17 protein-coding genes and 1 riboswitch are annotated in these 25,256 nt (G+C 56.4%); of the genes, 5 read left to right on the top strand and 12 right to left on the bottom strand.

Annotated features, from left to right (window positions below; all coding sequences use genetic code 11):
• Window positions 1–68: 68 nt before the first annotated feature.
• The 3 genes from D0C27_RS15330 to D0C27_RS15340 all read left to right on the top strand — a co-directional run bounded on the left by D0C27_RS15330 (window position 69) and on the right by D0C27_RS15340 (window position 3,813).
• Window positions 69–2,417 (top strand): Tex family protein, encoded by a 2,349-nt coding sequence (locus tag D0C27_RS15330; protein WP_060185728.1) that lies wholly within the window; start codon window positions 69–71, stop codon window positions 2,415–2,417.
• A gap of 3 nt (window positions 2,418–2,420) precedes the next feature.
• Window positions 2,421–2,933 (top strand): hypothetical protein, encoded by a 513-nt coding sequence (locus tag D0C27_RS15335; RefSeq protein ID WP_035270806.1) that lies wholly within the window; start codon window positions 2,421–2,423, stop codon window positions 2,931–2,933.
• 235 nt (window positions 2,934–3,168) lie between these two features.
• Complete coding sequence (locus D0C27_RS15340) at window positions 3,169–3,813, top strand: CatB-related O-acetyltransferase (RefSeq protein ID WP_035270807.1); 645 nt, start codon at window positions 3,169–3,171, stop codon at window positions 3,811–3,813.
• Window positions 3,814–4,184: 371 nt separating this feature from the next.
• Here the strand turns inward: D0C27_RS15340 and D0C27_RS15345 are convergent, their stop codons facing one another.
• From D0C27_RS15345 to D0C27_RS15365, 5 genes are all read right to left on the bottom strand, one after another.
• Window positions 4,185–5,507 carry a tryptophan--tRNA ligase gene (locus D0C27_RS15345; RefSeq protein WP_035270809.1) on the bottom strand — a complete coding sequence of 441 codons (1,323 nt, stop codon included), beginning with the start codon at window positions 5,505–5,507 and terminating at the stop codon, window positions 4,185–4,187.
• Between the two features lie 76 nt (window positions 5,508–5,583).
• The gene (gene zapE, locus D0C27_RS15350) at window positions 5,584–6,675 is read right to left on the bottom strand and encodes a cell division protein ZapE (protein WP_137431639.1); all 1,092 of its coding nucleotides are present in this window, start codon (window positions 6,673–6,675) and stop codon (window positions 5,584–5,586) included.
• 218 nt (window positions 6,676–6,893) lie between these two features.
• Entirely contained in the window at window positions 6,894–8,321 is a 1,428-nt protein-coding gene (gene lpdA / locus D0C27_RS15355) for a dihydrolipoyl dehydrogenase (protein ID WP_009457672.1), read from the bottom strand.
• Window positions 8,322–8,482: 161 nt separating this feature from the next.
• Complete coding sequence (odhB, locus tag D0C27_RS15360; RefSeq protein WP_060185725.1) at window positions 8,483–9,697, bottom strand: 2-oxoglutarate dehydrogenase complex dihydrolipoyllysine-residue succinyltransferase; 1,215 nt, start codon at window positions 9,695–9,697, stop codon at window positions 8,483–8,485.
• Window positions 9,698–9,731: 34 nt separating this feature from the next.
• On the bottom strand, window positions 9,732–12,599 hold the full coding sequence (locus tag D0C27_RS15365) for a 2-oxoglutarate dehydrogenase E1 component (RefSeq protein WP_035270812.1): 2,868 nt from the start codon (window positions 12,597–12,599) through the stop codon (window positions 9,732–9,734).
• Between the two features lie 520 nt (window positions 12,600–13,119).
• On the opposite strand from D0C27_RS15365, the gene D0C27_RS15370 reads away from it, so the two are divergent.
• Entirely contained in the window at window positions 13,120–15,414 is a 2,295-nt protein-coding gene (locus D0C27_RS15370) for an NADP-dependent malic enzyme (RefSeq protein ID WP_137431266.1), read from the top strand.
• Between the two features lie 274 nt (window positions 15,415–15,688).
• Here D0C27_RS15370 and D0C27_RS15375 read toward each other — a convergent pair whose 3' ends face one another.
• From D0C27_RS15375 to D0C27_RS15390, 3 genes are all read right to left on the bottom strand, one after another.
• Window positions 15,689–16,447 (bottom strand): class I SAM-dependent methyltransferase, encoded by a 759-nt coding sequence (locus D0C27_RS15375; protein WP_137431267.1) that lies wholly within the window; start codon window positions 16,445–16,447, stop codon window positions 15,689–15,691.
• A 218-nt stretch (window positions 16,448–16,665) separates the two neighbouring features.
• On the bottom strand, window positions 16,666–17,907 hold the full coding sequence (locus D0C27_RS15385; protein ID WP_137431268.1) for a voltage-gated chloride channel family protein: 1,242 nt from the start codon (window positions 17,905–17,907) through the stop codon (window positions 16,666–16,668).
• 80 nt (window positions 17,908–17,987) lie between these two features.
• A riboswitch (Fluoride riboswitch) is annotated at window positions 17,988–18,060 on the bottom strand.
• A 45-nt stretch (window positions 18,061–18,105) separates the two neighbouring features.
• Window positions 18,106–19,869, bottom strand: coding sequence for an L-lactate permease (locus D0C27_RS15390; RefSeq protein WP_137431269.1), 1,764 nt, complete (start codon window positions 19,867–19,869; stop codon window positions 18,106–18,108).
• A 242-nt stretch (window positions 19,870–20,111) separates the two neighbouring features.
• Between D0C27_RS15390 and lldR the strand changes: the two genes are divergently transcribed.
• Window positions 20,112–20,891 (top strand): transcriptional regulator LldR, encoded by a 780-nt coding sequence (lldR, locus tag D0C27_RS15395; protein WP_137431270.1) that lies wholly within the window; start codon window positions 20,112–20,114, stop codon window positions 20,889–20,891.
• 254 nt (window positions 20,892–21,145) lie between these two features.
• Here lldR and gltA read toward each other — a convergent pair whose 3' ends face one another.
• Genes gltA through sdhA form a run of 4 tightly spaced genes read right to left on the bottom strand, consistent with a single transcriptional unit; the run spans window position 21,146 to window position 25,256 of the window.
• Window positions 21,146–22,450, bottom strand: coding sequence for a citrate synthase (gene gltA, locus D0C27_RS15400; RefSeq protein WP_022983549.1), 1,305 nt, complete (start codon window positions 22,448–22,450; stop codon window positions 21,146–21,148).
• A gap of 18 nt (window positions 22,451–22,468) precedes the next feature.
• Entirely contained in the window at window positions 22,469–22,729 is a 261-nt protein-coding gene (locus tag D0C27_RS15405) for a succinate dehydrogenase assembly factor 2 (protein WP_003802528.1), read from the bottom strand.
• An 18-nt stretch (window positions 22,730–22,747) separates the two neighbouring features.
• Window positions 22,748–23,464 (bottom strand): succinate dehydrogenase iron-sulfur subunit, encoded by a 717-nt coding sequence (locus tag D0C27_RS15410; RefSeq protein ID WP_003802530.1) that lies wholly within the window; start codon window positions 23,462–23,464, stop codon window positions 22,748–22,750.
• Between the two features lie 13 nt (window positions 23,465–23,477).
• Window positions 23,478–25,256, bottom strand: a complete 1,779-nt coding sequence (gene sdhA / locus D0C27_RS15415) for a succinate dehydrogenase flavoprotein subunit (protein ID WP_022983547.1) — start codon at window positions 25,254–25,256, stop codon at window positions 23,478–23,480.

The following is a 25,256-nucleotide window of genomic DNA, read 5'->3' on the forward strand; positions in this document are numbered from 1 at the left end:
CGCTGCCGGTCTTTATGGCAAAATGCGGCGCTTGCAGACCCTTTTACAACGATGGACCCATAACTGAAATGACTGTGGAAACCCTCGCCCAGCAACAGGATCACCAACAGATTCTGGCGCTACTGGCCTCTGAACTGAACATCCGCATCCAACAAGCCGCCTCTACGGTTGAGCTCTTGGACAACGGGGCCACGGTCCCTTTTATTGCCCGTTACCGCAAGGAAGCGACTGGCGGCCTGGACGATAATGTCCTGCGTGATCTGGAAGTGCGCCTGATCTATTTGCGCGATATGCAATCGCGTCGTCATGCCATTCTGGAATCGATCCGCCAGCAGGAAAAACTGACGCCCGAGCTGGAGCAAGCCATTTTGGCGGCTGACACCAAGCAGCGTCTGGAAGACTTGTACGCCCCTTACAAGCCCAAGCGCCGTACCCGTGCCCAGATTGCCCGCGAAGCCGGCCTGGAGCCGCTGGCGGACGCCATTCTGGCCCAGAAGGATGCAGACCCTGTGGCGCTGGCCGAAGGCTATCTGAATGCCGAAGCCAAGATCGATACGGCCAAAGCCGCCCTGGACGGTGCCCGCGACATTCTGGCCGAACGCTTTGCCGAGCAGGCCGACCTGCTGGAAGCCATGCGCGACTATCTGTGGAAGTCCGCTCACTTGTACTCCAAGGTTGCCGAAGGCAAGGAACAGGAAGGCGACAAGTTCCGCGACTGGTTCGACTTTAACGAAGCGCTGCGCCAACTGCCTTCTCACCGCGTGCTGGCTTTGTTGCGCGGTCGTCAGCAAGGTGCACTGGACCTGCGCCTGGGCCTGAACCCCGAGCAGGATGCGCTTCTGCCTCACCCTTGTGTACTGAAAGTCGCCGAGCTGACCGATATTGGCGCTGACTTTTCCGCCGACGCCAGCCCACGCGACCATTGGCTGGCCGAGGTTTGCCGCTGGACCTGGCGCGTCAAGTTGCTGACAGCATTCGAATCCGAGCTGATTGGCCGTCTGCGCGAAGAAGCCGAGCAAGAATCCACCCGCGTGTTTGCCGCTAATCTGCGCGATTTGCTGCTGGCAGCCCCCGCTGGCAATAAAGCCGTTCTGGGCCTGGACCCAGGTATTCGTACCGGCGTAAAAGCCGCTGTGATCGATGCAACCGGCAAGGTGCTGGATACGGCCACCGTCTACCCCTTTGAGCCCCGTCGTGACCGCGAAGGCGCCATTCGTACCCTGGCCGGTCTGGCTACTCGCTACCAAGTTGAACTGGTGGCGATTGGTAACGGCACAGCGTCGCGCGAAACCGAGAAACTGGTTGCCGACCTGCAATCCGCTTTCCCGCAGTTGCCTTTGACTCGCGTAGTCGTGTCCGAGGCGGGCGCTTCGGTGTACTCCGCCTCTGAACTGGCCGCACAAGAATTCCCGGATATGGACGTCAGCCTGCGCGGTGCTGTTTCCATCGCCCGCCGCCTGCAAGACCCACTGGCCGAGCTAGTCAAGATCGATCCCAAATCCATTGGTGTGGGTCAGTACCAGCACGACGTGAACCAGCGCGAACTGGCTCGCAGCCTGGACGCCGTAGTTGAGGATTGTGTGAACGCCGTGGGTGTGGACGTCAACACCGCCTCTGCTCCCCTGCTGGCGCGCGTTTCCGGCCTGAACAACACGCTGGCCAAAAACATCGTCACCTGGCGTGACGAAAACGGTGCCTTCCAAAGCCGCAAGCAGTTGCGTGAAGTGCCGCGCTTTGGTGAAAAAGCCTTTGAACAGGCAGCGGGCTTTTTGCGTATTCCCGGTGCAGCCAACCCTCTGGACGCCTCGGCGGTTCACCCCGAAGCCTATCCGGTTGCCGCCCGCATTCTGGAGCGCCTGCAAACCGAAGCCAGCGATGTCATGGGTAAATCCGGCGCACTGAAAGGCTTGTCGCCTTCCGACTTCACGGATGAGCGCTTTGGTTTGCCCACCGTGCGTGATATTTTTAATGAAATTGAAAAGCCCGGTCGCGACCCTCGCCCTGAATTCACCACCGCCAAGTTCCAGGAAGGCATCAACTCCCTGAACGATTTGACGCCCGGCATGATTCTGGAAGGCGTGGTCACCAACGTGGCCAACTTTGGTGCCTTTGTGGACGTGGGTGTGCACCAGGACGGTCTGGTGCATATCTCGGCCCTGTCCGAGACCTTTGTCAAAGATCCGCGTGATGTGGTTCGCGTTGGGCAGACCGTTAAGGTTAAAGTCCAGGAAGTGGATGTAGCTCGTAAGCGTATCGGCTTGACCATGCGCCTGAACGACGACAGCGGCCCTGTGCGTGGTTCCAGCAACACCAGCAACGCACCCCAGCGCCGTTCCGGAAACAATCGCCCCAACCGGCAAGCTGAACCGGCACCGACAGGTGCTATGGCAGCCGCCTTTAGCAAACTTCGGAGATAAGCCATGACTGAGACCGAGCGCCTTTCCCAACTGACGCGTCTGCTCAATCTGCTGACCGGATTTGATCAGAAGGAACAGGATATTGCAGCCATCAGCCAGTCCGTGCTGACAGCCAGCGCCAGCCCGACAGCGATGGGTGAGGCGTATGGCAAGCACGCCCAGAACTTGATGGAACACGATCCGGATGGTGCTCTGATCCTGGCCATCAGCTACGAGCTGGACGACTATCTGGCTCTGGCCGATACCGTGGACGAACTGTGGGAAGAGATTCTGGCTGCCTTTGAAAGCCAGGATCTGCCCGCCTTTCCCTACGACGACATGCCTTTTCAGGACGTGGACGGCTTTTTCCAATGGGCGAACGAGCAGTTGCAGGAGTTTCACCCCTCCTACTGCCTGCTGGAATTTGCCCAAAGCTATGACGAGGAATTTCAGCTGATCGTGGTCAAACGCGAGAACCTGGAAGAAATTCTAAGTCTGTGTGAAAAACTGGATATTCCCGCTCAAGCAGCCGAATAAGGCCAGTAATCCCGGCCCAAACACACCAAGCCCTGCGTGAGCATTCATGCAGGGCTTGATGCTTTTGGCCCGCCTGAATGCCAAGCAGCTCAAAGCGCATTAGACTAGTCCCACCATCAACATCAGCAAGCGAGCCTCTTGTGCTCGCTTGGCTGCTTGGCCCAAACACGAACACCCACTTTGCCGGGACCGGCGCAAAGTCAGTTCCCGCGCGGCAAGGTCCAGAAGGAAAAACATGGAGAAAAAACACTGGTCGCAGGTCGAACTCCTGCACGAAACCGTATCCAATCCCAATATTCACGTACGCGGCACACACAGCTATTACAGCCATGCCTGGACAGACAGTTTTGAAGAAAGCGTAGTGCGTTACCTGTACGGGGACGAATACAGCCGCAAGGCCTGGACCTCGCAATGGCCGGTAGACCAGCTGCATATTGGCGACTACGTGTGCATCGGTGCCGAGGCTGTCATTCTGATGGGCGGCAATCACACACATCGCATGGACTGGTTCAGCCTGTACCCCTTCGTGGACAAGATTACGGAGGCTTACGTCGGTAAAGGCGACACCCATATTCACGATGGTGCCTGGATCGGCATGCGAGCCATGATCATGCCCGGCGTGGTCATTGGTGAAGGCGCCGTAATTGCCTCGGGTGCACTGGTCACCAAGAATGTGGCCCCGTATACGATTGTGGCGGGCAACCCGGCTGTGCCGGTGCGCAAGCGCTTTGAAGACGCAGCGATTGACCGGCTATTGGCCTTGAAGATTTACGACTGGCCGGAAGAGAAGTTCACGGCGTTGCGAGATGTGATCTGCGCAGAAGATATTGCAGCATTGGAGCAGGCCAGCCAGGACTGGGATCAGAAGTCCAAAGCCTAAGAGCGACTGGCCCAGGCTCAAGTCCAGGTCTTAAGTCCGAATCCAGATTTCGGGCTCAGAATTCAGAGTTCACGTTCGGATCAGATCTGGTTTGGTTTGGTTTGGTTTGGTTTGACCTGACCTGATTTCAAGAATGAATTCAAGGCCAAAGCCGATTACACGAGCAAGGTCAAGCCAAGCTCCAGCTTGATCTTCTGCACACGCTCGGTACAAGGAATAAAGAACAGCTCCAAAAGTGAGATAAGTCTCTCTTTTGGAGCTGCTCATTTTCAAGCAATCTTCAAGCTGAAGCGCTGCTGCTCAAAGAAGCTTGCTGCCTCCACTGCGGCATCAATCCTGACAGCCGATCAATCCCACAGTAGACAAACCACTTAGTCGCGCATCGAATCCAAAGCGGCTGCAACGGCATCACGCAGATCTGCCGATACTCGTGCCACTTCTTCACCGGCACAATGGATTTGCAACTCCTGACCGTCCTGCTTGGCAACTTCGGCAAAAGCCGCAGTCTGCAGTGCCTTGATCGCCACACCAGCCTGTTTTGGGTCTGCGTAAGAGCGAGACAGAAACAGCTCTTGTCCAGCAGCATCTTGCAGGCGGAAACGGAAGGTGCCATCTTCGTCGCGGAAGTTCACAAAACGAGCTTTACGAGCCTTGGCTTCAGTCTTGCTAACTGCCACGCTCAAGGGGTCACGCAGGCCCACGGCCGCCTTCAATTCATGGATGAAGGGGGTAGCGTAGGCACGAGCCTTGCGCGCGCCAACTTGCAGCAAATCCTCAATATCCTGGGGACGAGCCATCAAGGCTTCGTAGCGATCGCGCATGGGCGCAATCATGGCTTCCAGCAACTGATGCAAGGCATCCTTGGCCTCGCCCCAGGCCATGCCGTCGATCAATTGCTGACGGAAGGCTTGGGTCTGCTCGGGTGTCGCAAATGCCTTGTACAAGGCCGTCAGGTGCGAATCATCGGGATCTTTAGACTCGCCGGGACCTTTGGAGTCCGTCACGATGCGGGCAATGGCCGCCTTCAGTGCCTTGGCACCACCCTCGAACAGAGGAATCGTGTTGTCGTAGCTCTTGGACATCTTGCGACCATCCAGACCAGGCAAGAGGGCCACGTCCTCTTCCACTTGTACTTCAGGCAATACAAACAGCTCCTTGCCACGGCCATACAGATGATTGAAGCTCTTGGCGATATCGCGTGCCATTTCCAGGTGCTGCACCTGATCCCGGCCCACAGGTACCTTGTGGGCATTGAACATCAGGATGTCAGCCGCCATCAGTACGGGGTAGCTGAACAGGCCCATGGTGACGCCATCATCAGGCTCTACGCCCGCCGCTTCATTCTTGTCGACAGAAGCCTTGTAAGCGTGTGCACGGTTCATCAAGCCCTTGCCGGTTACGCAACCCAGCATCCAGGACAGCTCCGGAATTTCCGGAATATCGGATTGACGGTAGAACGTTACTTTTTCCACATCCAGGCCGCAGGCCAGCCAGGTAGCAGCAATCGCACGGCGCGAAATGGCTACGCGCTCCGGATCGTCACATTTGATCAGGGCGTGGTAGTCCGCCATGAAGAAAAATGCGTCGACATCGGCTTGCTGGCTAGCACGGATAGCAGGACGAATCGCCCCGGCATAGTTACCCAAGTGTGGAATACCGGTCGTTGTAACGCCGGTCAGTACTCGTGTCGTCATGATAAAAAATACGCTTATAAAACTACGTGTCAGGGTTCAGGAATCAGACGCGTGGCCAGTGGCCGCGCCCAGCATCCTACAAAATAACTGCCTGGCGCCGTTCTGACTCCAGGTACTCCCGCGATTGCATTTCCATCAAACGCGAGACAGTACGGTGGAACTCATTGGCCATAGGGCCATCCACATACAATTCTTCTTCAGGTACCGCGGCGGACATGATGAACTTCACCTTGTGATCGTAAAAAACGTCGACCAGCCAGGTGAAGCGTCGCGCCGCAGAGGCATCACGCGCTGTCATGCGAGGCACATCAGACAAAATCACGGTCTGGAAGCGGTTCGCCAGTTCCAGATAGTCGTTTTGCGAACGTGGGCTGACGCACAGGGTCTCGAAATCAAACCAGACGGCTGAACCGGACAAGGCGACCGCTTTTACATCCCGGTTTTCAATACTGAGCACCGGCTCTTGAGGGGCCGTGTCCGACAAGGCCGTGAACATGGATTGCAGTTCTGCGGTGGTCTCCGGACCCAATGGCGTCAGATAGGTTTTCACCTGTTCCAGCGCACGGCGGCGGTAATCCACACCCGTATCCACGTTCATGATGTCCATGTTCTTCTGAATCAGCGCAATGGCGGGCAGAATGCGATCGCGGTGCAGGCCTTCCGGATACAGCGTGGAGGGCTCGTAGTTGGACGTCATCACAAAGGAGGTGCCGCGCTCGAACAGACCCAACAGCAGCTTGTACAGAATCATGGCATCGGCCACATCCGAGACGTGGAACTCGTCAAAACAGATCAGGCGATAACGCTTGGCGATACGCTTGGCGACCTCATCCAAGGGATCACTCATGCCTTTGACCTGATTCAGCTCTTTGTGCACGCCGCGCATGAACTCATGGAAGTGAATCCGAGTTTTGCGCTTGAGCGGCACCGTCAGGTAGAAGGCGTCCATCAGAAAGCTCTTGCCGCGCCCGACCCCACCCCACAGGTACACACCACGCGGCACTTCCGGGCGGGAAAACATGCGACGTAAGGTACTGGAGCGCATTTTGCGATACTCCACCCACTCGTCGTAATAGCGTTGCAGCCGGTCTATAGCTTGCTCCTGCGCCTGGTCGGCACGGTAGCCTTTTTCCGCTAAAGCCTGATGGTAATACTCGCGAACATTCATATCACTGAAAATAAAAGAACCTGTCCAAGACAGGTAGTGGTCTGCCAGCATGCACTGCGATCCACAGCAGCACCGCTTTTGATGCAGGGTCTGAGGCATACTGCGCGGTCAATTATCTCACGCATCGCAGCCGCTACGGACTGCTGTGATCAGCCTTTCGTGACGAAAAAAAGGGCGAGCCCGTGCCCGCCCTTTTCCAACAACACCCTGAAAGTCTATCAGAAGTTCAGAGCGCGTTTGTCCACTGCCAAGGCCGCTTCTTTCAGGGCTTCGGACAGGGTTGGGTGAGCATGGCAAATACGGGCGATGTCTTCCGACGCGCCACGGAACTCCATGATCGCAACAGCTTCAGCTACCAGCTCGGAAGCCACAGGGCCCACAAAGTGCACGCCCAAGACTTCGTCGGTCTTGGCATCAGCCAGAACCTTCACAAAGCCGGTCGTGTCACCCAGTGCGCGGGCACGGCCGTTAGCCAGGAATGGGAAGCTGCCAGCGCGGTAAGCACGGCCTTCGGTCTTCAGTTGCTGTTCGGTCTTGCCAACCCAGGCGATTTCGGGCGAAGTGTAGATAACCCAAGGCACAGTGTCGAAGTTGACGTGAGGTTGCTGACCAGCCAGACGCTCGGCCACAGCCACACCTTCCTCTTCAGCTTTGTGAGCCAGCATAGGACCACGCACCACGTCACCCACCGCCCAGATACCTGGCAGGCTGGTGGCGCAATCGTCGTCCACAACCACGAAGCCGCGCTCGTCCAGTTTCAGACCGATGGTGTCTGCACCCAGACCGGCAGTGTTAGGCACACGGCCGATGGACACGATCAGCTTGTCGGCTTCCAGCTTGTGCTCGGCACCAGCGGCATCCACGTAGTTGATGGTGACCTGTTTGGCGGACTTCTTGATTTCGCCAACTTTCACGCCCACATTGATCTTCAGACCTTGCTTGGTGAAAGCCTTCAGGGCTTCCTTGGCAACGTCGCGATCCACGGCGGACAGGAACTCGGGAGCACCTTCCAGAATGGTCACTTCGGCACCCAGGCGACGCCATACGCTACCCAGTTCCAGACCAATCACACCGGCACCGATAACGGCCAGCTTCTTGGGAACCTTGGGCAGACGCAGTGCGCCGTCGTTGGACAGAATTTGCTCTTCGTCGAACTCGGCACCGGGCAAGGCACGGGCCGAACTACCGGTAGCGATGATGACGTTCTTGGCAACCAGCTCTTCAGCGTTGGCACCGGCCACGTTCACCGACCAGCCGCCGTCAACCTTGGCGCCAAAGGAAGCGGTGCCGTGGAAGAAAGTGACCTTGTTCTTTTTGAACAGGTACAGGATGCCGTCGTTGTTCTGCTTGACGACCACGTCTTTGCGACCGATCAGCTTGTCCAGATTCAGCGATACGCCCTTGACGTCCACACCGTGATCAGCCAGATGCAGATTGGCGTGCTCGAAGTGCTCGGACGATTGCAGCAAGGCCTTGGAAGGAATGCAACCAACGTTGGTGCAAGTACCGCCAGGAGCGGGTTTGCCTTCAGCGGTGGACCATGCGTCCACGCAAGCGACGCTCATACCCAGTTGAGCAGCACGGATGGCGGCGATGTAGCCACCAGGGCCTGCACCAATCACGACAACATCAAATTGCTTAGCCATAAAAAATCCCATAAATGTGAAAAGGCACGCTGGACCGTCCAGAAGTCAGACAGGAAAGTATCAGGTGGCGAACGCCAACCCCCAGGGCCTTAAACAAAGTCGGCCAAGGCTTAGAAGCAAGCACTTGGCCGTAAACATACTAGACCGAAACTACCGCGTGCTTAGACGTTCAACAGCAGACGCTGTGGATCTTCCAAGGCTTCCTTCATGGCCACCAGACCCAGAACGGCTTCGCGGCCGTCGATGATACGGTGGTCGTAGGACATGGCCAGGTAGTTCATGGGGCGAATCACGATCTGACCGTTTTCCACAACAGCGCGATCCTTGGTGGCGTGAATGCCCAGGATGGCGGACTGAGGTGGGTTGATGATGGGGGTGGACAGCATGGAGCCGAACACGCCACCGTTGGAGATCGAGAAGGTACCGCCTGTCATTTCTTCCAGGGTCAGCTTGCCGTCGCGGGCACGGGCACCGAAGTCAGCGATTTGCTTTTCGATGTCAGCGATGGACATTTGATCAGCGTTACGCAGGATAGGCACCACCAGACCACGTGGGCTACCAACGGCCACACCGATGTCGAAGTAACCGTGGTAGATGATGTCCTTGCCATCAACCGAGGCGTTCAGTACGGGGTATTTCTTCAGGGCGGCAACAGCAGCCTTGACGAAGAAGGACATGAAGCCCAGTTTCACGCCGTGCTCTTTCTCGAACTGATCTTTGTATTTCTTGCGCAGATCCAGCACAGCTTGCATGTTGACTTCGTTGAACGTGGTCAGCATGGCGTTTTCGGACTGCGACTGCAGCAGACGCTCGGCGATGCGAGCGCGCAGACGGCTCATGGGCACGCGCTGCTCTGGACGGCCGTCCAGGGACAGGGTTGGAGGGGCAACAGGAGCGGCAGCAGGTTTAGCAGCAGCGGCGTTGGCTTCCAGAGCGTCACCCTTGGTGATGCGACCACCACGGCCGGAACCTTCCACGGAGCTGGCTTCCACACCCTTTTCAGCCAGGATCTTGGCAGCTGCAGGCGAAGCAACCGAAGAGGCGGCGGAGCTGGCAGCAGGAGCGGCAGCGGCTGGGGTAGCAGCAGGAGCGGCTTCTTGTGCAGCGGCGGCAGGAGCGGCAGCGCTGGCCTTGCCTTCGGAGTCAATACGGGCCAGCACGTCGCCGGAGGTAACGGTGCTGCCGTTGGCCTTGACGATTTCGCTCAGCACGCCCGAGGCAGGAGCGGGAACTTCCAGCACAACCTTGTCGGTTTCGACTTCGATCAGGATTTCATCAGCCTGGACCATTTCGCCAGGTTGTTTTTTCCACTCCAGCAAAGTGGCTTCGGAGATGGATTCAGAGAGTTGGGGAACCAGAACGTCGGTAATTGCCATGATTATATTTTCCGTATTTAAAATTTAGGGTGCGTTATTTGGTCAGCATGAAGCCTTTGCGAGCGCCGAAAGCCTGCTCCAGCAGCGCCTTGTGTTGTTCCTGGTGTTTGGCCAGGTAACCAACGGCAGGCGAAGCGGACGCGGCACGGCCGGCGTAACCCAGCTTCTGACCTTCGGTCATGTTCTCGTAGATGTGATGCTGAACGTAGAACCATGCACCTTGGTTTTGAGGTTCGTCCTGAACCCAGATAACTTCCTTGGCGTTGCTGTACTTGGCCAGCTCTGCCTGGAAGGCCTTGTGGGCAAACGGATACAACTGCTCCACACGGATAATGGCAATATCGTTGCGCTCCAGCTCTTTACGGTGGTTCACCAGATCGTAGTAAACCTTGCCCGAGCAAGCCAGAACACGTTTGACAGCGGCTGCATCAATCGCCTGATCGGTCTCGCCGATCACTGGCATGAAGTGACCCTCAGCCAGATCGCTCAGTGGCGAGGTAGCGTCTTTATTACGCAGCAAGGACTTGGGCGTCATGATGACCAAAGGCTTGCGGAAAGGACGGATCATCTGACGACGCAGCACGTGGAAGATCTGGGCGCCGTTGGTGGGCTGAACAACCTGGATATTGTTGTCAGCGCACAGTTGCAAGAAGCGCTCGATACGGGCCGAGGAGTGCTCCGGACCCTGACCTTCGTAGCCGTGTGGCAGCATCAGAGTCAGACCGCAATGACGGCCCCACTTGGCTTCACCCGACGTAATGAACTGGTCGATCACAACCTGGGCGCCGTTGGCGAAGTCGCCGAACTGAGCTTCCCAGATAGTCAAAATGTTGGGCTCTGCCGAAGCGTAACCGTATTCAAATGCCAGCACGGCTTCTTCGGACAGAACCGAGTCAATCACCGTGAAGTTGGCCTGCCCTTCGGAGACGTTCTGCAAAGGAATGTAGGTACCGTCGTTCCAGCGCTCGCGTTTTTGATCGTGCAGCACAGCGTGACGGTGGGTAAACGTACCACGGCCCGAGTCCTGGCCGGTAATACGGATGGCGTAGCCGTTGTTCACCAGGGTTGCAAAAGCCAAGTGCTCGCCCATGCCCCAGTCCACCTGAGCTTCGCCACGTGCCATGGCACGACGGTCATTCAGCATGCGGTTGACCAGCGGGTGAACCGTAAAGCCTTCTGGCACGGTGGTCAGTTTTTCACCGATGCGTGTCAGTTCGGACATAGGCAAGGCGGTGTCAGCCTGGTCAGTCCATTTGGCGCCCAGGAAGGCAGACCAGTCGGTGGCGTACTTGTTCTTGTAGTCTGTCAGAACAGGTTCAACCGTGCGCTTGCCATCTTCCATCAGTTGACGGTAAGCCTTGACCAGATCTTCGGGTTCGTTCTCGGACAGAATGCCTTGAGCAACCAGCTTGTCGGCGTACAGTTTGCGCGTACCGTTGTGCTGACCAATCTTCTTGTACATCAGCGGCTGGGTCATCGAGGGAGTGTCTTGCTCGTTGTGGCCCAGTTTGCGGAAGCAAACAATATCAACTACCACGTCGTGCTTGAACTCGCGGCGGAAGTCCAGAGCCAACTGAGTCACGAACACCACGGCTTCAGGATCGTCGCCATTGACGTGGAACACAGGGGCTTCAATCATCTTGACCACGTCCGTGCAATACAGCGTGGAGCGTGTATCGCGGGGGTCAGAGGTGGTGAAACCGATCTGGTTGTTGATCACGATGTGCAGCGTACCACCGGTACCGTAGCCACGGGTCTGGGCCAGGTTCAGTGTTTCCATGACCACACCCTGACCGGCAAAAGCCGCGTCACCGTGAACCAGCACGGGCAGAACCTGGCTGCCGTCTTCGTCGCTACGACGATCCTGACGAGCACGGACCGACCCCTCGACCACTGGGTTAACAATTTCCAGGTGGGATGGGTTAAAGGCCAGAGACAGGTGAACCGGACCGCCACGAGTGGACAGGTCGCTGGAGAAACCGTTGTGGTACTTCACGTCGCCGTCGGTCAAGCCTTCAGCGTGACGGCCTTCAAACTCGGCAAACAGGTCACCGGGCATCTTGCCCATGATGTTGACCAGCATGTTCAGACGACCACGGTGAGCCATACCCACGATGATTTCCTGAACGCCGTTCTCGCCAGCGTGGTTGACCACTTCATCCATACAAGCGATGAAGCTCTCGCCACCTTCCAGGGAGAAGCGTTTCTGACCGACGTATTTGGTGTGCAGGAAGCGCTCCAGGCCTTCGGCCTCGGTCAGCTGCTGCAAGATGTTGCGTTTTTGGTCAACGTTGAAAGAACCTGTGCCATGCACCGACTCCAGGCGCTGCTGAATCCAGCGCTTGACGACCGGGTCGGAGATGTACATGAATTCTGCGCCCACCGAACGGGAGTACGTATCACGCAAGGCCTTGAGCATGTCGCGCAGCGTCATGGTGTCGGCTTTGGTGAAGTAAGTGTTGGTGGCGGAGTAGACCTGGTCCAGATCTGCTTCGGTCAAACCGTAGAAAGCAGGGTCCAGTTCAGGGATGCTGGGGCGTTCGGAGCGCTTCAGGGGATCCAGATCAGCAATGCGTGCACCCAGGGAGCGGTAAGCAGCAATCATGGACTGAATCGACACTTGCTTCATGGCAACTGTCAGGTCCGGTGCTTGGGCGCTGGTCAGGAAGGCATTGGCTTTGGCACGCTGAGCGAAGGACTCGACGATGGGAGCGTGAGCTTGATCGCGGGTGCTGTCGCGGCCGTCAGTCGCAGGCTGGTGCTGCAGCTGGTCGAAGTACTCGCGCCATTGGTCGGCGACGGAGCCTGGATTGTCGAGGTAGGACTCGTAGAGTTCTTCGACGTAAGGAGCATTGCTCCCGAACAAATAAGAGTTACTGAGCAGTTCTTTTTGCGATGACATTATTACGCTTCACCTATCCGAGTGTTTCACTCGTGTTGAGATGCAGGAAAACCTTCCGCGACACGGACCTCGCCGGTTAGCGGATAGCAGGAGCAGAAGGCAACGTAGGACGCCTTATACAAGCCGTATTGATCTAGTATAACGCCGCACACAAAAGGCGCAATTAATGACATCTAAAATGCTTGGCGACTGCGTCATACCGTTGGCATTAACAAACACATCGATCTATCACGAGGGCGAATTCTTACAAAAGAAGCGCTCCAAATCATGATTGACGCCCCTTGGCTGCCCCACATGAAGGAAAAATTCCGATATGCTAATCGGGTGCAGCAAGTACGCGCTTCGCGGGCCCCTTTTCCACCAAACCGAGCCCAGCCTGCCCTTGGTCACCTTGAGGCAGGCAACAAGCGTTGCCATGACATATGCTGCCTATAACAAATCAGCACCTACCTGGTGACTGTATTTCTTATAAATTAGATTCACTTTTACACTAGAAAATCCTATCAGGAGCTTTACCAAAATGGATGCCAACGCCGATCTGGCCAAACTTGCGCTGGACTATCACGCGTATCCCACTCCCGGGAAAATCTCGGTGGTCCCTACCAAGACCCTAGCCAATCAAGATGACCTCTCGCTAGCCTACTCCCCCGGCGTCGCATCTGCTTGCATGGCCATCCACGCCGAAGGCGAAGAAGCCGCCGCCAAGTACACCTCGCGCGCCAACCTGGTTGCCGTGGTTACCAACGGTACCGCCGTGCTGGGTCTGGGCAATATCGGCCCCCTGGCCGCCAAGCCCGTCATGGAAGGCAAAGGCTGCCTGTTCAAGAAATTCGCCGGCATCGACGTGTTCGATATCGAATTGAACGAAACCGATCCGGACAAGCTGGTCGACATCATTGCCGCACTGGAACCCACCCTGGGTGGTGTGAACCTGGAAGACATCAAGGCCCCCGAATGCTTCTACATCGAGAAGAAGCTGCGCGAGCGCATGAGCATTCCCGTGTTCCACGATGACCAGCACGGTACCGCCATCATCTCGTCCTCCGCTGTTCTGAACGGCCTGAAAGTCGTCAACAAGAACATCGCCGACATCAAGCTGGTTTGCTCGGGCGCTGGCGCTGCTGCCATTGCTTGCCTGGACTTGCTGGTTGCCCTGGGCGTGAAGCTGAGCAACATTTTCGTGGCCGACTCGCGCGGCATCATCTGGAAAGGTCGCGACGAGAACATGGAGCCCAACAAGGCTCGCTACGCTCAAGAAACCGACGCCCGCACCCTGGCTGATGCCATGGTTGGCGCTGACGTGTTCCTGGGTTGCTCCGCTCCTGGCGTCCTGTCCGCCGACATGGTCAAGACCATGGCCGACAAGCCCCTGATTCTGGCCCTGGCCAACCCCGAGCCTGAAATCCGCCCCGAAGTAGCCAAGGCTGCCCGCCCTGACTGCATCATCGCGACCGGCCGTTCGGACTACCCGAACCAGGTCAACAACGTGCTGTGCTTCCCCTTCATCTTCCGTGGTGCCCTGGACGTTGGCGCCAGCGTGATCAACGAAGAAATGAAGCTGGCTTGCGTGAAAGCCATTGCCGAGCTGGCCCAGGTCGAGCAAAGCGACGATATGGCCACTGCTTACGGCGGCGAAGATCTGCGTTTTGGTCCTGAGTACATCATCCCCAAACCGTTCGACTCCCGTCTGATTGTTCAGATCGCTCCTGCCGTGGCCCAAGCTGCGATGGACTCCGGCGTTGCCGCCCGTCCTATCGAAGACATGGACGCCTACCGTCAGAAGCTGATCGCCATGACCTACCACACCGGCCCGCTGATGCGTCCGTTGTACATGCAGGCCAAGGCTGCGCCCAAGCGCATCATTTACGCTGATGGCGAAGACGAGCGCGTATTGCGTGCCGTGCAAACCGTGGTGGACGAAAAGCTGGCCCAGCCCATTCTGGTGGGTCGCCCCAGCGTGATCGACATGCGCGTCAAGAAAGCGGGTCTGCGTCTGGAAGCTGGCAAGAACGTACAAATCGTTGACCCTGAAGACGACGATCGCTTCACCGAGACCTGGACCGCCTACTACAAGCTCAAGGCACGTGAAGGCGTGACTCCAGACATCGCCAAAGCCATGATACGCAAGCACAACTCGCTGATCGGCGTGATGCTGCTGCAACGTGGTGATGCTGACGGCATGATCTGCGGCGTGGCCAGCAACTACGACAGCCAGCTGCACTATGTTGAGCAAGTCATTGGCCTGAAGAAAGAAGCCCAGACTTTCGCCGCCATGAACGTGCTGATGCTGCCTACACAAACTCTGTTTGTGTGCGACACCCACGTCAACGAGAACCCCACTGCCGAACAGATCGCCGACATGACGATCCAGGCCGCTGACGAAGTCAAACGCTTCGGTGTGGTGCCTCGTGTCGCACTCTTGTCGCACTCGAACTTTGGCAGCCGCCAGACCGAGTCGTCCCGCAAGATGGCCAAGGCTCGTCAGATCCTGGCTGAACGCGCTCCCGACCTGGAAGTGGACGGCGAAATGCACGCTGACTCCGCCCTGTCCGAGAAAATCCGCCTGAAAGCCTTCCCCGACAGCACGCTGCGCGGTTCGGCCAACCTGCTGATTACTCCTAACCTGGACGCCGGCAACATCACCTACAACATGCTGAAGATGACAGGCAGCAACGGTGTGGCCATGGGCCCCATCCTGCTGGGTGCGGCTCGCCCCATCCACATCCTGACCACCAGCGCTACGGTGCGTCGTATCATCAACATGACAGCCCTGGCCGTTGTGGATGCACAGCAAGAAGCCCAGCTAAACAGCTAATCCTGTTTAGCTGAATAAAAACCGGATGCAGCGTAAAGCGGCATCCGGTTTTTTATTTCATGATGACTTTGGCACCCAGTTTCGCTGAACAAAGCTGTCGCCTGATCCAACAGAGTATCGGTGCTCAGGATCCAGCTCATTTAGCCACAACGGACACAACACAGCCACGTATCCTCTCTCAGGGTTGGCGGGTGCCCGGAATCTTGTGCAAGTTCACTCCGTCAGCCGCGAAGTGTCCGAACCAGATGAGCAGACATCACACTCCAAGTGCGGCCTATTTCCGCACCCGCCCTGCTCGCACAGACAAAGGCCAACTGATTCGGCGACGCTGATCGGGATCACCCCACTGCTTGCGCAACTCCACTTCCACTGCGCTCAAGGGACTGGCGCCCAGCGCTTTTTCAGCCGCTTTCACAGCCGACCAGGTTCTGATGTATCCCAGGAGCTGCGGCAAACTCCAATCCACCTCCATGGCCAAAGGCGGCAAGCTCAGCTCCTGAAAAGGAAAGGCCAGGCTGCGATACCCCTCTTCCACATGACGGCGCTCCGGTGGCCAGTAAGCGCCGATGGTTTCATAGTAGAAATGCTGCATGACGCTATCCACTGCACCCTCTACATTCAAGACGCCATAGGTGATCAAAGCCAGCAAGGCATCGGGGCGAGCGATACGCTGAACCTCGGCATAGAAAGGCCCCAGATCCAGCCAATGAGCCGCTTGCGCGACGGTGATCAAATCCACGCTGTTATCAGCCAGACCGCTGTTGTCAGCCAAAGCCGTGCGATAGCTCACACCCTCTTGCGGCTGCGCCTGAGCAATCTGATCGGCGCTGCCATCCGTGGCAATCACTTCCTTGAATCGCTTGGCCAGCAACACAGAAAGCTGCCCAGTCCCGCAGGCACAATCCAGCGCCCTATCCTGTGCGGGACTCAGTTCAGCCAACACATCCGCCAGCTTTTGCGGATAACTGGGGCGGTAACTGGCATAGTCGGCTGCAACTTGGGAAAAGTGATCTTTGAACTGGGAGTCTGCCATCGCTTCACCTTTGTCTCTTGATATCAAGCCATATAGTAGTTTGCTAAACGCGGAGTCTGGAAACCAGCGTAAAAAAGAGACTATTTTTAAGCAGGCACATGAGGCATCCCTAGCCACTCGCTCACCGAGTGGCCGACTGACTGACTGACTGACTGACTGACTGACTGACTGACTGACTGACCGACTGACTGACTGACTGACTGACCGACTGACCCAGCTCAAACAGGCCAACGAAGTTTGAACTTGCGATGACCCACACGTTGCGCATGATAGATCCCTGCATGCCCCGAGAACACATAGGCTGCTACACAAGCGATCGCCGCCAAAGGCCCCAGTTCTGCACCAAACAGCTCCATCGCCATCAGTGTGCACGCAATCGGTACATTGGCTGCGCCGGCAAAGACGGCCACAAAGCCCAAGCCCGTCATCATGGAAAAAGGCATGTGCAGCAAGGGAGCCAAAGCATTACCCAGAGTCGCCCCGATGTAGAACAAGGGCGTGACCTCCCCTCCTTTAAAACCGGAGCCTAAAGACAGGACAGTAAACCCCAGCTTGCCCAGAAAATCCCATGGCTGCATAGGCTCGTGGAAAGAGCGCACTATTTCCGGAACACCCAGGCCAATGTACTGGTAGGCATCCAACGCCCAGACAGCTATCGCCACCACCAGCCCGCCCCAGAAGGGTCGCATGGGTGCGTACTTGATGCTCTTTTTCATCCAGGCGGAAAGCTGGTGAGTCAGCATGGCGAACAACATGCCGATCAGGCCGAACAGAACCCCAGCGATCAACACAGCCAGCATGCTCCAGCTGTCTAGTGACACGACGTACTCAACGACGTAATGGGTATGCTGCACGCCCCAGATCAGGCCCACCTGGTCGGCAACAATCGCAGCGATCAGACAAGGAAACAAGGCGTTGTAGCGCATACGGCCTATCGCCAGCACTTCCATGCCAAACACGGCTCCGGCTAAAGGCGTGCCAAAGACAGATGAAAAGCCGGCACTCATACCTGCCATCAACAGAATGCGTCGATCCTCCCGGCCCAGGCGAAACACATGGGTTAGCTGGTCCGACAAGGCGGCACCCATTTGTACGGCGGTGCCCTCTCGGCCTACCGATGCACCGAACAAATGGGAAATCACGGTTCCGCCAAGCACCAAAGGCGCCATGCGCAAAGGCACCACTTTCTTGGGGTCGTGAATTTCCTCGATCAGCAGGTTATTACCTGCACTAACAGACTGCCCTACGCGTTCATACACCCAGCCTACGGCCAAGCCTGCCAGCGGCAGTAGCCAAATCAGCCAGGCATGCTGTATCCGCCAGGAGGTAGCCTGCTCGAGTGAAAAAAGGAAAAAAGCGGAAGCGCTGCCTGCCAGCACGGCAATCAGGCAAGCGAGCACCAACCATTTGCCGTAATAGGCCAGCAGGTTTAGCGAGAGTGAGGTTTTGAGTCTGTTCATGGGTTGTAAGCTCAATGGAATCGGGCTGACCACAAACAGAAGATGTAAACGCAGACGCCTACAGCCCCGACGGTGGTCAGGTCACTGTAGACGTCATCAGCTGCTTCAGAACGAAACGGCGGTTAAAGGAGGAACGTCATCTCCAGGAAGAAATTGTACAACGACTCCTTTAAGCCGCAAATAAACAGAGCAAAATTTTCAAGCCATGGCCGGTGTCATCTGACGGCCCCGGGACAGGCTCAAGCCCCCTATGGTCAGTGCCAGGAAGACTGCGGCAGCTATCCACCAGCCCATGGCACCAGTAATCAAGGCCTGGCCGATCAGGCCTGCCTGAATGACGTAATACACCATGGGTATCAAGGTCTTGCGAACAATCTCGCCCTCACGTCCCAACATGCCGACAACCGCACCGGCAGCCACCACGTTATGGACGCAAATCATATTGCCAGCTGCTCCACCTACCGCCTGCAATGCAACCACAATAGCGGACTGGTCCACACTCAAGCCAATTTGCTGAGCGGTAGAGAACTGGAAGTACGAAAACATCATGTTGCTGACAGTATTGGAGCCCGCAATAAATGCCCCCAAACTGCCCACCCAGGGTGAAACCGTAGGCCATGCCTGCCCAACCGCCGACGCGGCCCCTTGAGCCAACACCAGCGGCATGCTGGCAATGGAACCATCAGCCGCTGCCGAGTTGATAAACACCTGCACCATAGGCACGGCCAACAACAAAGCAGGAGCTGCGCTGCCCATGGTACGCAGCGATGCTTTCACACCGACGACATACTGCTGACTGTTCATGCGAAAAATCGCAATGCAGGCCAGTGAGACCAGAATCAAGATGGCCCCTGGCGAGAACAGCAACTGAGCCGACGTAGAAATACCAGTGCCCAAAATACCTTCCACCTTGATTGTGGCCGAAGGCCCCGTCAACCAGGCTTTTACCGCAGGAACAGTACGAGTAAAGATCAAAAGTGCAACCACCAGCACATACGGCGAGAAAGCCCGCAATACCGAAAAGCGTTGCTGCGATTCCGTGTTATCCATCGCCACTGTACCCAGCCAGTGGGACGGCCATTGACTGCGATCCGGGAAATCAAAGGTTTTGCGAGGTGCAAACCAGCCCTTTCGAGCTGCGCTCACCACGATTACCAGTCCGACCATCGAACCCAGCATGGAGGGGAACTCAGGGCCCAGGGTAATGGCAATCAGGTAGTACGGAACGGTAAAGGCCAAGCCGGCAAACAAAGCGAACTTCCATGCCCCCAGTCCCTCGGCAAAGGAGCGGCGTTCACCGAAAAAACGAGTCAACAAACCGCAGAGCAACAGTGGAATCACAAAGCCGGTCATGGCATGAATCAAGGCGACGTTCTCGACGATCTGCTGCAAATACTCAAGCGGCTGCAGGGGCGAAATAGCAGCTGCAACATCAACCTTGTTATCAATACCCGAGCGCACTCCAACCAGCATGGGTGTACCAACCGCCCCGAAAGACACAGGCGTGGACTGGATAACCAACACAGCCATCACCGCGGCCATGGCAGGAAAGCCCAGAGCCAGCAGCAAGGGAGCCCCAACAGCGGAAGGCGTACCGAAACCCGACGAGCCCTCGATCAGGGAGCCGAACAACCAGGCAACAATAATGACCTGAATGCGACGATCCGGCGATACATCCATAAAGCCCTGGCGAATCGCACTTAATGCTCCGCCCACCTTGAGCGTATTCAAAAGCAGCACGGCACCAAATACAATGAACAGCAGGGTCAATGCGGTAACAATGCCGTTGATCGTGGCTGCAGCAATAACTTCGGCCTGGCTCCCCCATACGAATAAAGCGAGAATCGCCGTAACCAGATACGCGGCCCCCATCGATAGTTTGGCTGATCGCCCCATCACCACCATCAATAGAAAAACAACCAATAATGGCGTCAGAGCCAACAAGGTGTATAAAAGACTCATCCCGAATTCTCCTTTGTGTGACTGCACATATAGGAGGAAGAGGTTTTGTTGGTGAACAAAATGCGGCTAGGAGCCCGGCCCTGGGCAGCGCAACCACTTCCCGTTTTGTATTTTTGAGCATCATAGCGGTATTACCACCTTTGCATTACCAGCAGAAACCCTGACTAGTTTGGCGCCTCAAGGCCTTAATACGATTAAAAAACCAAGAAAGTGGTAATACCAAATTTAAAGAAGCGTCTTATATGACTATGAATCCCAGCACTCGCCTATCGGATCTGGTTGCTGAAAAAATCCGGCAACTTATACAGGATGAACAGTTGCAACCCGGTGACCGAATCCCGTCCGAGCGTCAATTGGCTGAACGGCTGGATGTGTCGCGTGTACCGATACGGGAGGCCTTGCGCTCGCTAAGCTCTGAAGGCTTGCTGGTTACCCGCCGTGGTGGGGGTACTTATGTTCAAGACAGCGAGTTGATCAACTGGCCAGCCCAGAGCATTGCGCCTCTGGAGGAGCTGATCAATGAAGACCCCTTGTATCGCTATGATGTCCTGGAGGCACGTCGGGCCTTGGAAGCCAGCACAGCCTGGCATGCGGCACAACGCGCAACAGATGCGGACAAAAAGCGCATTGAACAGTGTTTCCAAGTGATGGTTCGGCATCAACAAAACCAGGATGCAGACCTGTCGGCACGTGCAGACGCCCAATTTCATCTGGCAATTGCCAGGGCTTCTCATAATGTCGTGCTGGTACAACTGATGAATGGCTTGTTCCAGTTAGTGTTCTCTACAGTGAAAGAGAACCGGCGCGCCATGTTCGAGTTCGACAATGCACGGGAAGTGGAAATTTTGACCGAGCAGCACGCGGGAGTTATGAAAGCTATTTTGGATGGTGATGCAGAACGGGCTCGCGAGCTGATCGGGCACCACCTGGATCATGTCCAGGCCAAAGTCCGATTTTCTGAAGAGAACAAAGCTCGTGAACAGCGGATTTTCCGCTTCAACAACCACCTGTCTCAGCCTTGAAGCCTAGCCTGTCAGGCATTTGGGCTGCTGCATGTTGACGTGCATATGGTGGTGACAATGCCAACAGCAATGCCAGCGACTCTGGCGATGCGGGCAGTGTTGGTGATCGCTGTGGCTGTAGCCATAACAATACAAAGATAACAGGCAAAAAAAAGTGCACCCAATGGTGCACTTGACCTTCCAGCTACTGCTTCATAACGCTACGGGCTACATGAACAACCGGGGCACGCCCCAGGGATCGCAGCCCGAAAGCATTAACGTTGAGCAGGTACGTCGCGCTGAGTTGGGCCCACGTACAGCTGACGTGGACGGCCAATCTTGTAATCTGGATCGGACAGCATTTCGTTCCACTGAGCAATCCAGCCCACGGTACGAGCCAGAGCGAAGATAGCGGTGAACAAGGATGTTGGGATACCAATAGCGCGCTGAACGATACCCGAGTAGAAGTCTACGTTGGGGTACAGCTTGCGTTCGACGAAGTATGGATCTTCCAGAGCAATACGCTCCAGTTCCATGGCCAGCTTGAACAGAGGATCGTTCTCCAGGCCCAGGGCTTCCAGAACTTCCTTGCAGGTTTCTTGCATCAGCTTGGCGCGTGGGTCGTAGTTCTTGTAGACACGGTGACCAAAGCCCATCAGGCGAACGCCCGAGTTCTTGTCCTTGACCTTCTCCATGAACTCGCCAACCTTGTCGATGCCGCCGTTGGCTTGCAACTCTTCCAGCATGTTCAGGCAAGCTTCGTTTGCACCACCGTGGGCAGGACCCCACAAGCAAGCAACACCCGCAGCGATCGCAGCAAAAGGATTGGTACCCGACGAACCGCACAGGCGCACGGTGGAGGTGGAGGCGTTTTGTTCGTGATCTGCATGCAGGATGAAGATACGGTCCAGAGCGCGCTCAACCACTTCGTTGACCTTGTAGTCTTCGCAAGGGGTAGCGAACATCATGCGCAAGAAGTTGCCGGTGTAGGACAAATCATTCTTGGGATAGATGAAAGGCTGTCCCAAAGAATACTTGTACGCCATCGCAACCAGAGTAGGCAGCTTGGCGATCAAGCGGATAGCCGACACATGACGGTGATGAGGATTCGTGATGTCCGTGGAATCATGGTAGAACGCCGACAGGGCACCGACCAGGCCGGTCAGTATTGCCATGGGGTGAGCATCCGGACGGAAGCCGCGCAGGAAGTGCTGCATCTGTTCCTGAACCATGGTGTGGTTCGTGACCAGGGAGTCAAATTCCTGCTTCTGATCTGCGTTGGGCAACTCGCCGTTCAGGATCAGGTAGCACACATCCATGAAATCGCACTTTTGTGCCAACTGGTCGATCGGGTAACCACGGTACATCAACTGGCCCTTGTCGCCGTCAATGTAGGTGATACCGGATTCGCAAGCCGCCGTTGCCATAAAGCCCGGGTCATAGGTAAACATACCTGTCTGCCCGTAGAGCTTACGGATATCGATCACGTCCGGACCTACGGTGCCCTTGTGTACAGGGAACTCAACCGAAGGGCTACCGTCGGAGAAGGATAGCGTGGCTTTTTTATCTGACAATTCCATCACTTTTTTCCTCAATGGTTATAGCTTTCGCATAATGTCTACTAGTCGCTGAATGTCCGGTGTGGCGTACTGCCCTTCTGGCTCGGAGCGAGCCAGAAGGACATCCAGCAAAACTGTATCGTCCATTTCGAACAAGCGGGTCAGGGCCGAGACGTCCTGATCAGTCAGCTCGTTTTCGTATTGATCCAGAAAACGGGTGATCATCAAGTCGTTTTCAAGCAAGCCCCGGCGCGCACGCCAGCGCAGGCGCGCACGCTCCAATTCCGTCAATGTTCTCATCGGTACATACCCACCTTTTTAGATACTGCGACGCACCAGCATTTCTTTGATCTTGCCGATGGCATGCGACGGGTTCAGTCCTTTTGGACAGACGTCCGTGCAATTCATGATCGTGTGGCAGCGGAACAAGCGGTATGGATCTTCCAGATTGTCCAGACGCTCGCCCGTTGCTTCGTCACGCGAGTCGGCAATGAAACGATAGGCTTGCAACAAACCAGCAGGACCGACGAACTTGTCGGGGTTCCACCAGAACGATGGGCAAGAGGTCGAGCAGCAGGCGCACAGAATGCACTCGTACAGACCATCGAGCTCCTCACGGGCTTCAGGCGTTTGCAAACGCTCTTTCTCGGGAGGAGGAGCATCGTTGATCAGGAACGGCTTGACCGAATGGTACTGATCGAAGAAGTGGGTCATGTCCACGATCAGGTCACGGATAACCGGCAGACCTGGCAGTGGGCGCAGAACCACAGGCTCTTTCAAGTCGCGCATATTGGTGGTGCAGGCCAGACCGTTCTTGCCATTGATGTTCATGGCATCGGAACCGCACACACCTTCACGGCAGGAGCGACGCAGCGCCAGGCTGTCGTCCATGTCGTTTTTAATGCGCAGGATCGCATCGAGCAGCATCTTGTCGGTGGGCTCCAGCTCGACTTCGATCTTCTGCATGTAGGGACGCTCGTCCTTGTCAGGATCGTAGCGGTAGATTTCAAATTTGACCTTACGTTTTTGGCTCATGTCAGTATCCTGCTTAGAAAGTCCGGGCCTTGGGCGGAATCGTTTCGGCTGTCAGAGGCTTCATCTGGACAGGCTTGTACTCCAGACGGCTGCCTTCCGAGAACCACAAGGTGTGACGCAGCCAGTTTTCGTCGTCACGTTCTGGGTGGTCGTTCAGGGCATGAGCACCGCGACTTTCAGTACGATTGGCGGCCGACTTCGTCGTAGCGCGAGCCACTTCGATCATGTTGGCCACTTCCAGAGCTTCAATACGGGCGGTATTGAACACTTTGGACTTGTCTTTGAAGTAAATGTCCTTGACTTCGGGAACCAGGGATTCGATCTGGTCGACACCCTTGTGCAACAGATCCAGGGTACGGAACACGCCGCAGTGAGCCTGCATGGCCACACGAATCTTGTTGCCCACGTCCTGTGCCTTTTCGCCCGATGTACGGGATTCCAGACGGTTGACGCGGTCCAGCGAGTACTCGATGGAGGACTCGTTGATTTCCTGGTGCGCGTGCGTTTTCTCGGGGTGCGAATCCACAATGTGGTTGCCCGCAGCGCGACCGAACACGATCAGGTCCAGCAGGGAGTTCGTACCCAGACGGTTGGCACCGTGCACGGAAGTAGCGGCACATTCACCGATGGCGTACAGACCGTTGACGATCTTGTTCTCGCCTGTTGGCGTTTGAGTCACAACCTGACCGTAGTAGTTCGTGGGGATACCGCCCATCTGGTAGTGGATGGTTGGAACCACAGGGATTGGGTCTTTGATCGGGTCCACGTTACCGAACTTGATCGCGATTTCGCGAATCGAAGGCAGACGTTTCTTGATGACGTCAGCGCCCAGGTGATCCAGTTTCAGAACCACGTAGCTGCCGTCGCCACAACCACGACCTTCCTTGATTTCTTGGTCCATGGAACGGGACACGAAGTCACGTGGGGCCAAGTCTTTCAGGGTGGGAGCGTAACGCTCCATGAAGCGCTCGCCGTCTTTATTCAGCAAGATACCGCCTTCACCGCGCACGCCTTCGGTAATCAGCACGCCAGCACCGGCTACGCCAGTGGGGTGGAATTGCCAGAATTCCATGTCCTGCAAAGGCAGACCAGCACGAGCAGCCATACCCAGGCCGTCACCCGTGTTAATGAAGGCGTTGGTGGAAGCAGCCCAGATACGGCCAGCACCACCGGTAGCCAGCACCACGCGCTTGCCTTCCAGAACGTAGATTTCGCCGGTTTCCATTTCCAGAGCGGTTACGCCCAGAACGTCGCCCGCTTCGTTACGCAGCAGGTCCAGTGCCATCCATTCCACGAAGAACTGGGTGCGGGCTGCAACGTTACGCTGGTACAGGGTGTGCAACATGGCGTGGCCGGTACGGTCAGCAGCGGCACAGGCACGTTGAACAGGCTTTTCACCAAAGTTGGCAGTGTGACCACCAAATGGACGCTGGTAAATCGTACCGTCCTGGTTACGGTCAAACGGCATACCGAAGTGCTCGAGCTCGTACACAGCGTGTGGAGCTTCACGGCACATGAATTCGATGGCGTCCTGGTCGCCCAGCCAGTCCGAACCCTTAACGGTGTCGTACATGTGCCAGTACCAGTGATCCTCGCTCATGTTACCCAGGGAAGCACTGACGCCACCTTGAGCAGCCACGGTGTGGGAGCGGGTTGGGAACACCTTGCTGAGCACGGCCACGGACAAGCCAGCCTGAGCCAATTGCAGGGAACAACGCATACCGGCGCCACCGGCACCGACCACCACTACGTCAAACTGACGGCGGGGCAAAGATTTTGTGATGGAAGCCAC

It is taken from the genome of Alcaligenes faecalis (genome assembly GCF_005311025.1).
GTDB classification, from domain to species: domain Bacteria; phylum Pseudomonadota; class Gammaproteobacteria; order Burkholderiales; family Burkholderiaceae_B; genus Alcaligenes; species Alcaligenes phenolicus.

Excerpts from the sequence above, each read along its gene's own strand:
- gltA (WP_022983549.1), bottom strand. The coding sequence starts at position 22,450 with ATGGAATTGTCAGATAAAAAAGCCACGCTATCCTTCTCCGACGGTAGC.
- zapE (WP_137431639.1), bottom strand. The coding sequence starts at position 6,675 with ATGAATGTTCGCGAGTATTACCATCAGGCTTTAGCGGAAAAAGGCTAC.
- lpdA (WP_009457672.1), bottom strand. The coding sequence starts at position 8,321 with ATGGCTAAGCAATTTGATGTTGTCGTGATTGGTGCAGGCCCTGGTGGC.
- D0C27_RS15345 (WP_035270809.1), bottom strand. The coding sequence starts at position 5,507 with ATGACGACACGAGTACTGACCGGCGTTACAACGACCGGTATTCCACAC.
- D0C27_RS15405 (WP_003802528.1), bottom strand. The coding sequence starts at position 22,729 with ATGAGAACATTGACGGAATTGGAGCGTGCGCGCCTGCGCTGGCGTGCG.
- D0C27_RS15330 (WP_060185728.1), top strand. The coding sequence starts at position 69 with ATGACTGTGGAAACCCTCGCCCAGCAACAGGATCACCAACAGATTCTG.
- D0C27_RS15385 (WP_137431268.1), bottom strand. The coding sequence starts at position 17,907 with ATGAACAGACTCAAAACCTCACTCTCGCTAAACCTGCTGGCCTATTAC.
- D0C27_RS15375 (WP_137431267.1), bottom strand. The coding sequence starts at position 16,447 with ATGGCAGACTCCCAGTTCAAAGATCACTTTTCCCAAGTTGCAGCCGAC.
- D0C27_RS15390 (WP_137431269.1), bottom strand. The coding sequence starts at position 19,869 with ATGAGTCTTTTATACACCTTGTTGGCTCTGACGCCATTATTGGTTGTT.
- odhB (WP_060185725.1), bottom strand. The coding sequence starts at position 9,697 with ATGGCAATTACCGACGTTCTGGTTCCCCAACTCTCTGAATCCATCTCC.
- D0C27_RS15365 (WP_035270812.1), bottom strand. The coding sequence starts at position 12,599 with ATGTCATCGCAAAAAGAACTGCTCAGTAACTCTTATTTGTTCGGGAGC.
- D0C27_RS15335 (WP_035270806.1), top strand. The coding sequence starts at position 2,421 with ATGACTGAGACCGAGCGCCTTTCCCAACTGACGCGTCTGCTCAATCTG.
- D0C27_RS15410 (WP_003802530.1), bottom strand. The coding sequence starts at position 23,464 with ATGAGCCAAAAACGTAAGGTCAAATTTGAAATCTACCGCTACGATCCT.
- D0C27_RS15370 (WP_137431266.1), top strand. The coding sequence starts at position 13,120 with ATGGATGCCAACGCCGATCTGGCCAAACTTGCGCTGGACTATCACGCG.
- lldR (WP_137431270.1), top strand. The coding sequence starts at position 20,112 with ATGACTATGAATCCCAGCACTCGCCTATCGGATCTGGTTGCTGAAAAA.
- D0C27_RS15340 (WP_035270807.1), top strand. The coding sequence starts at position 3,169 with ATGGAGAAAAAACACTGGTCGCAGGTCGAACTCCTGCACGAAACCGTA.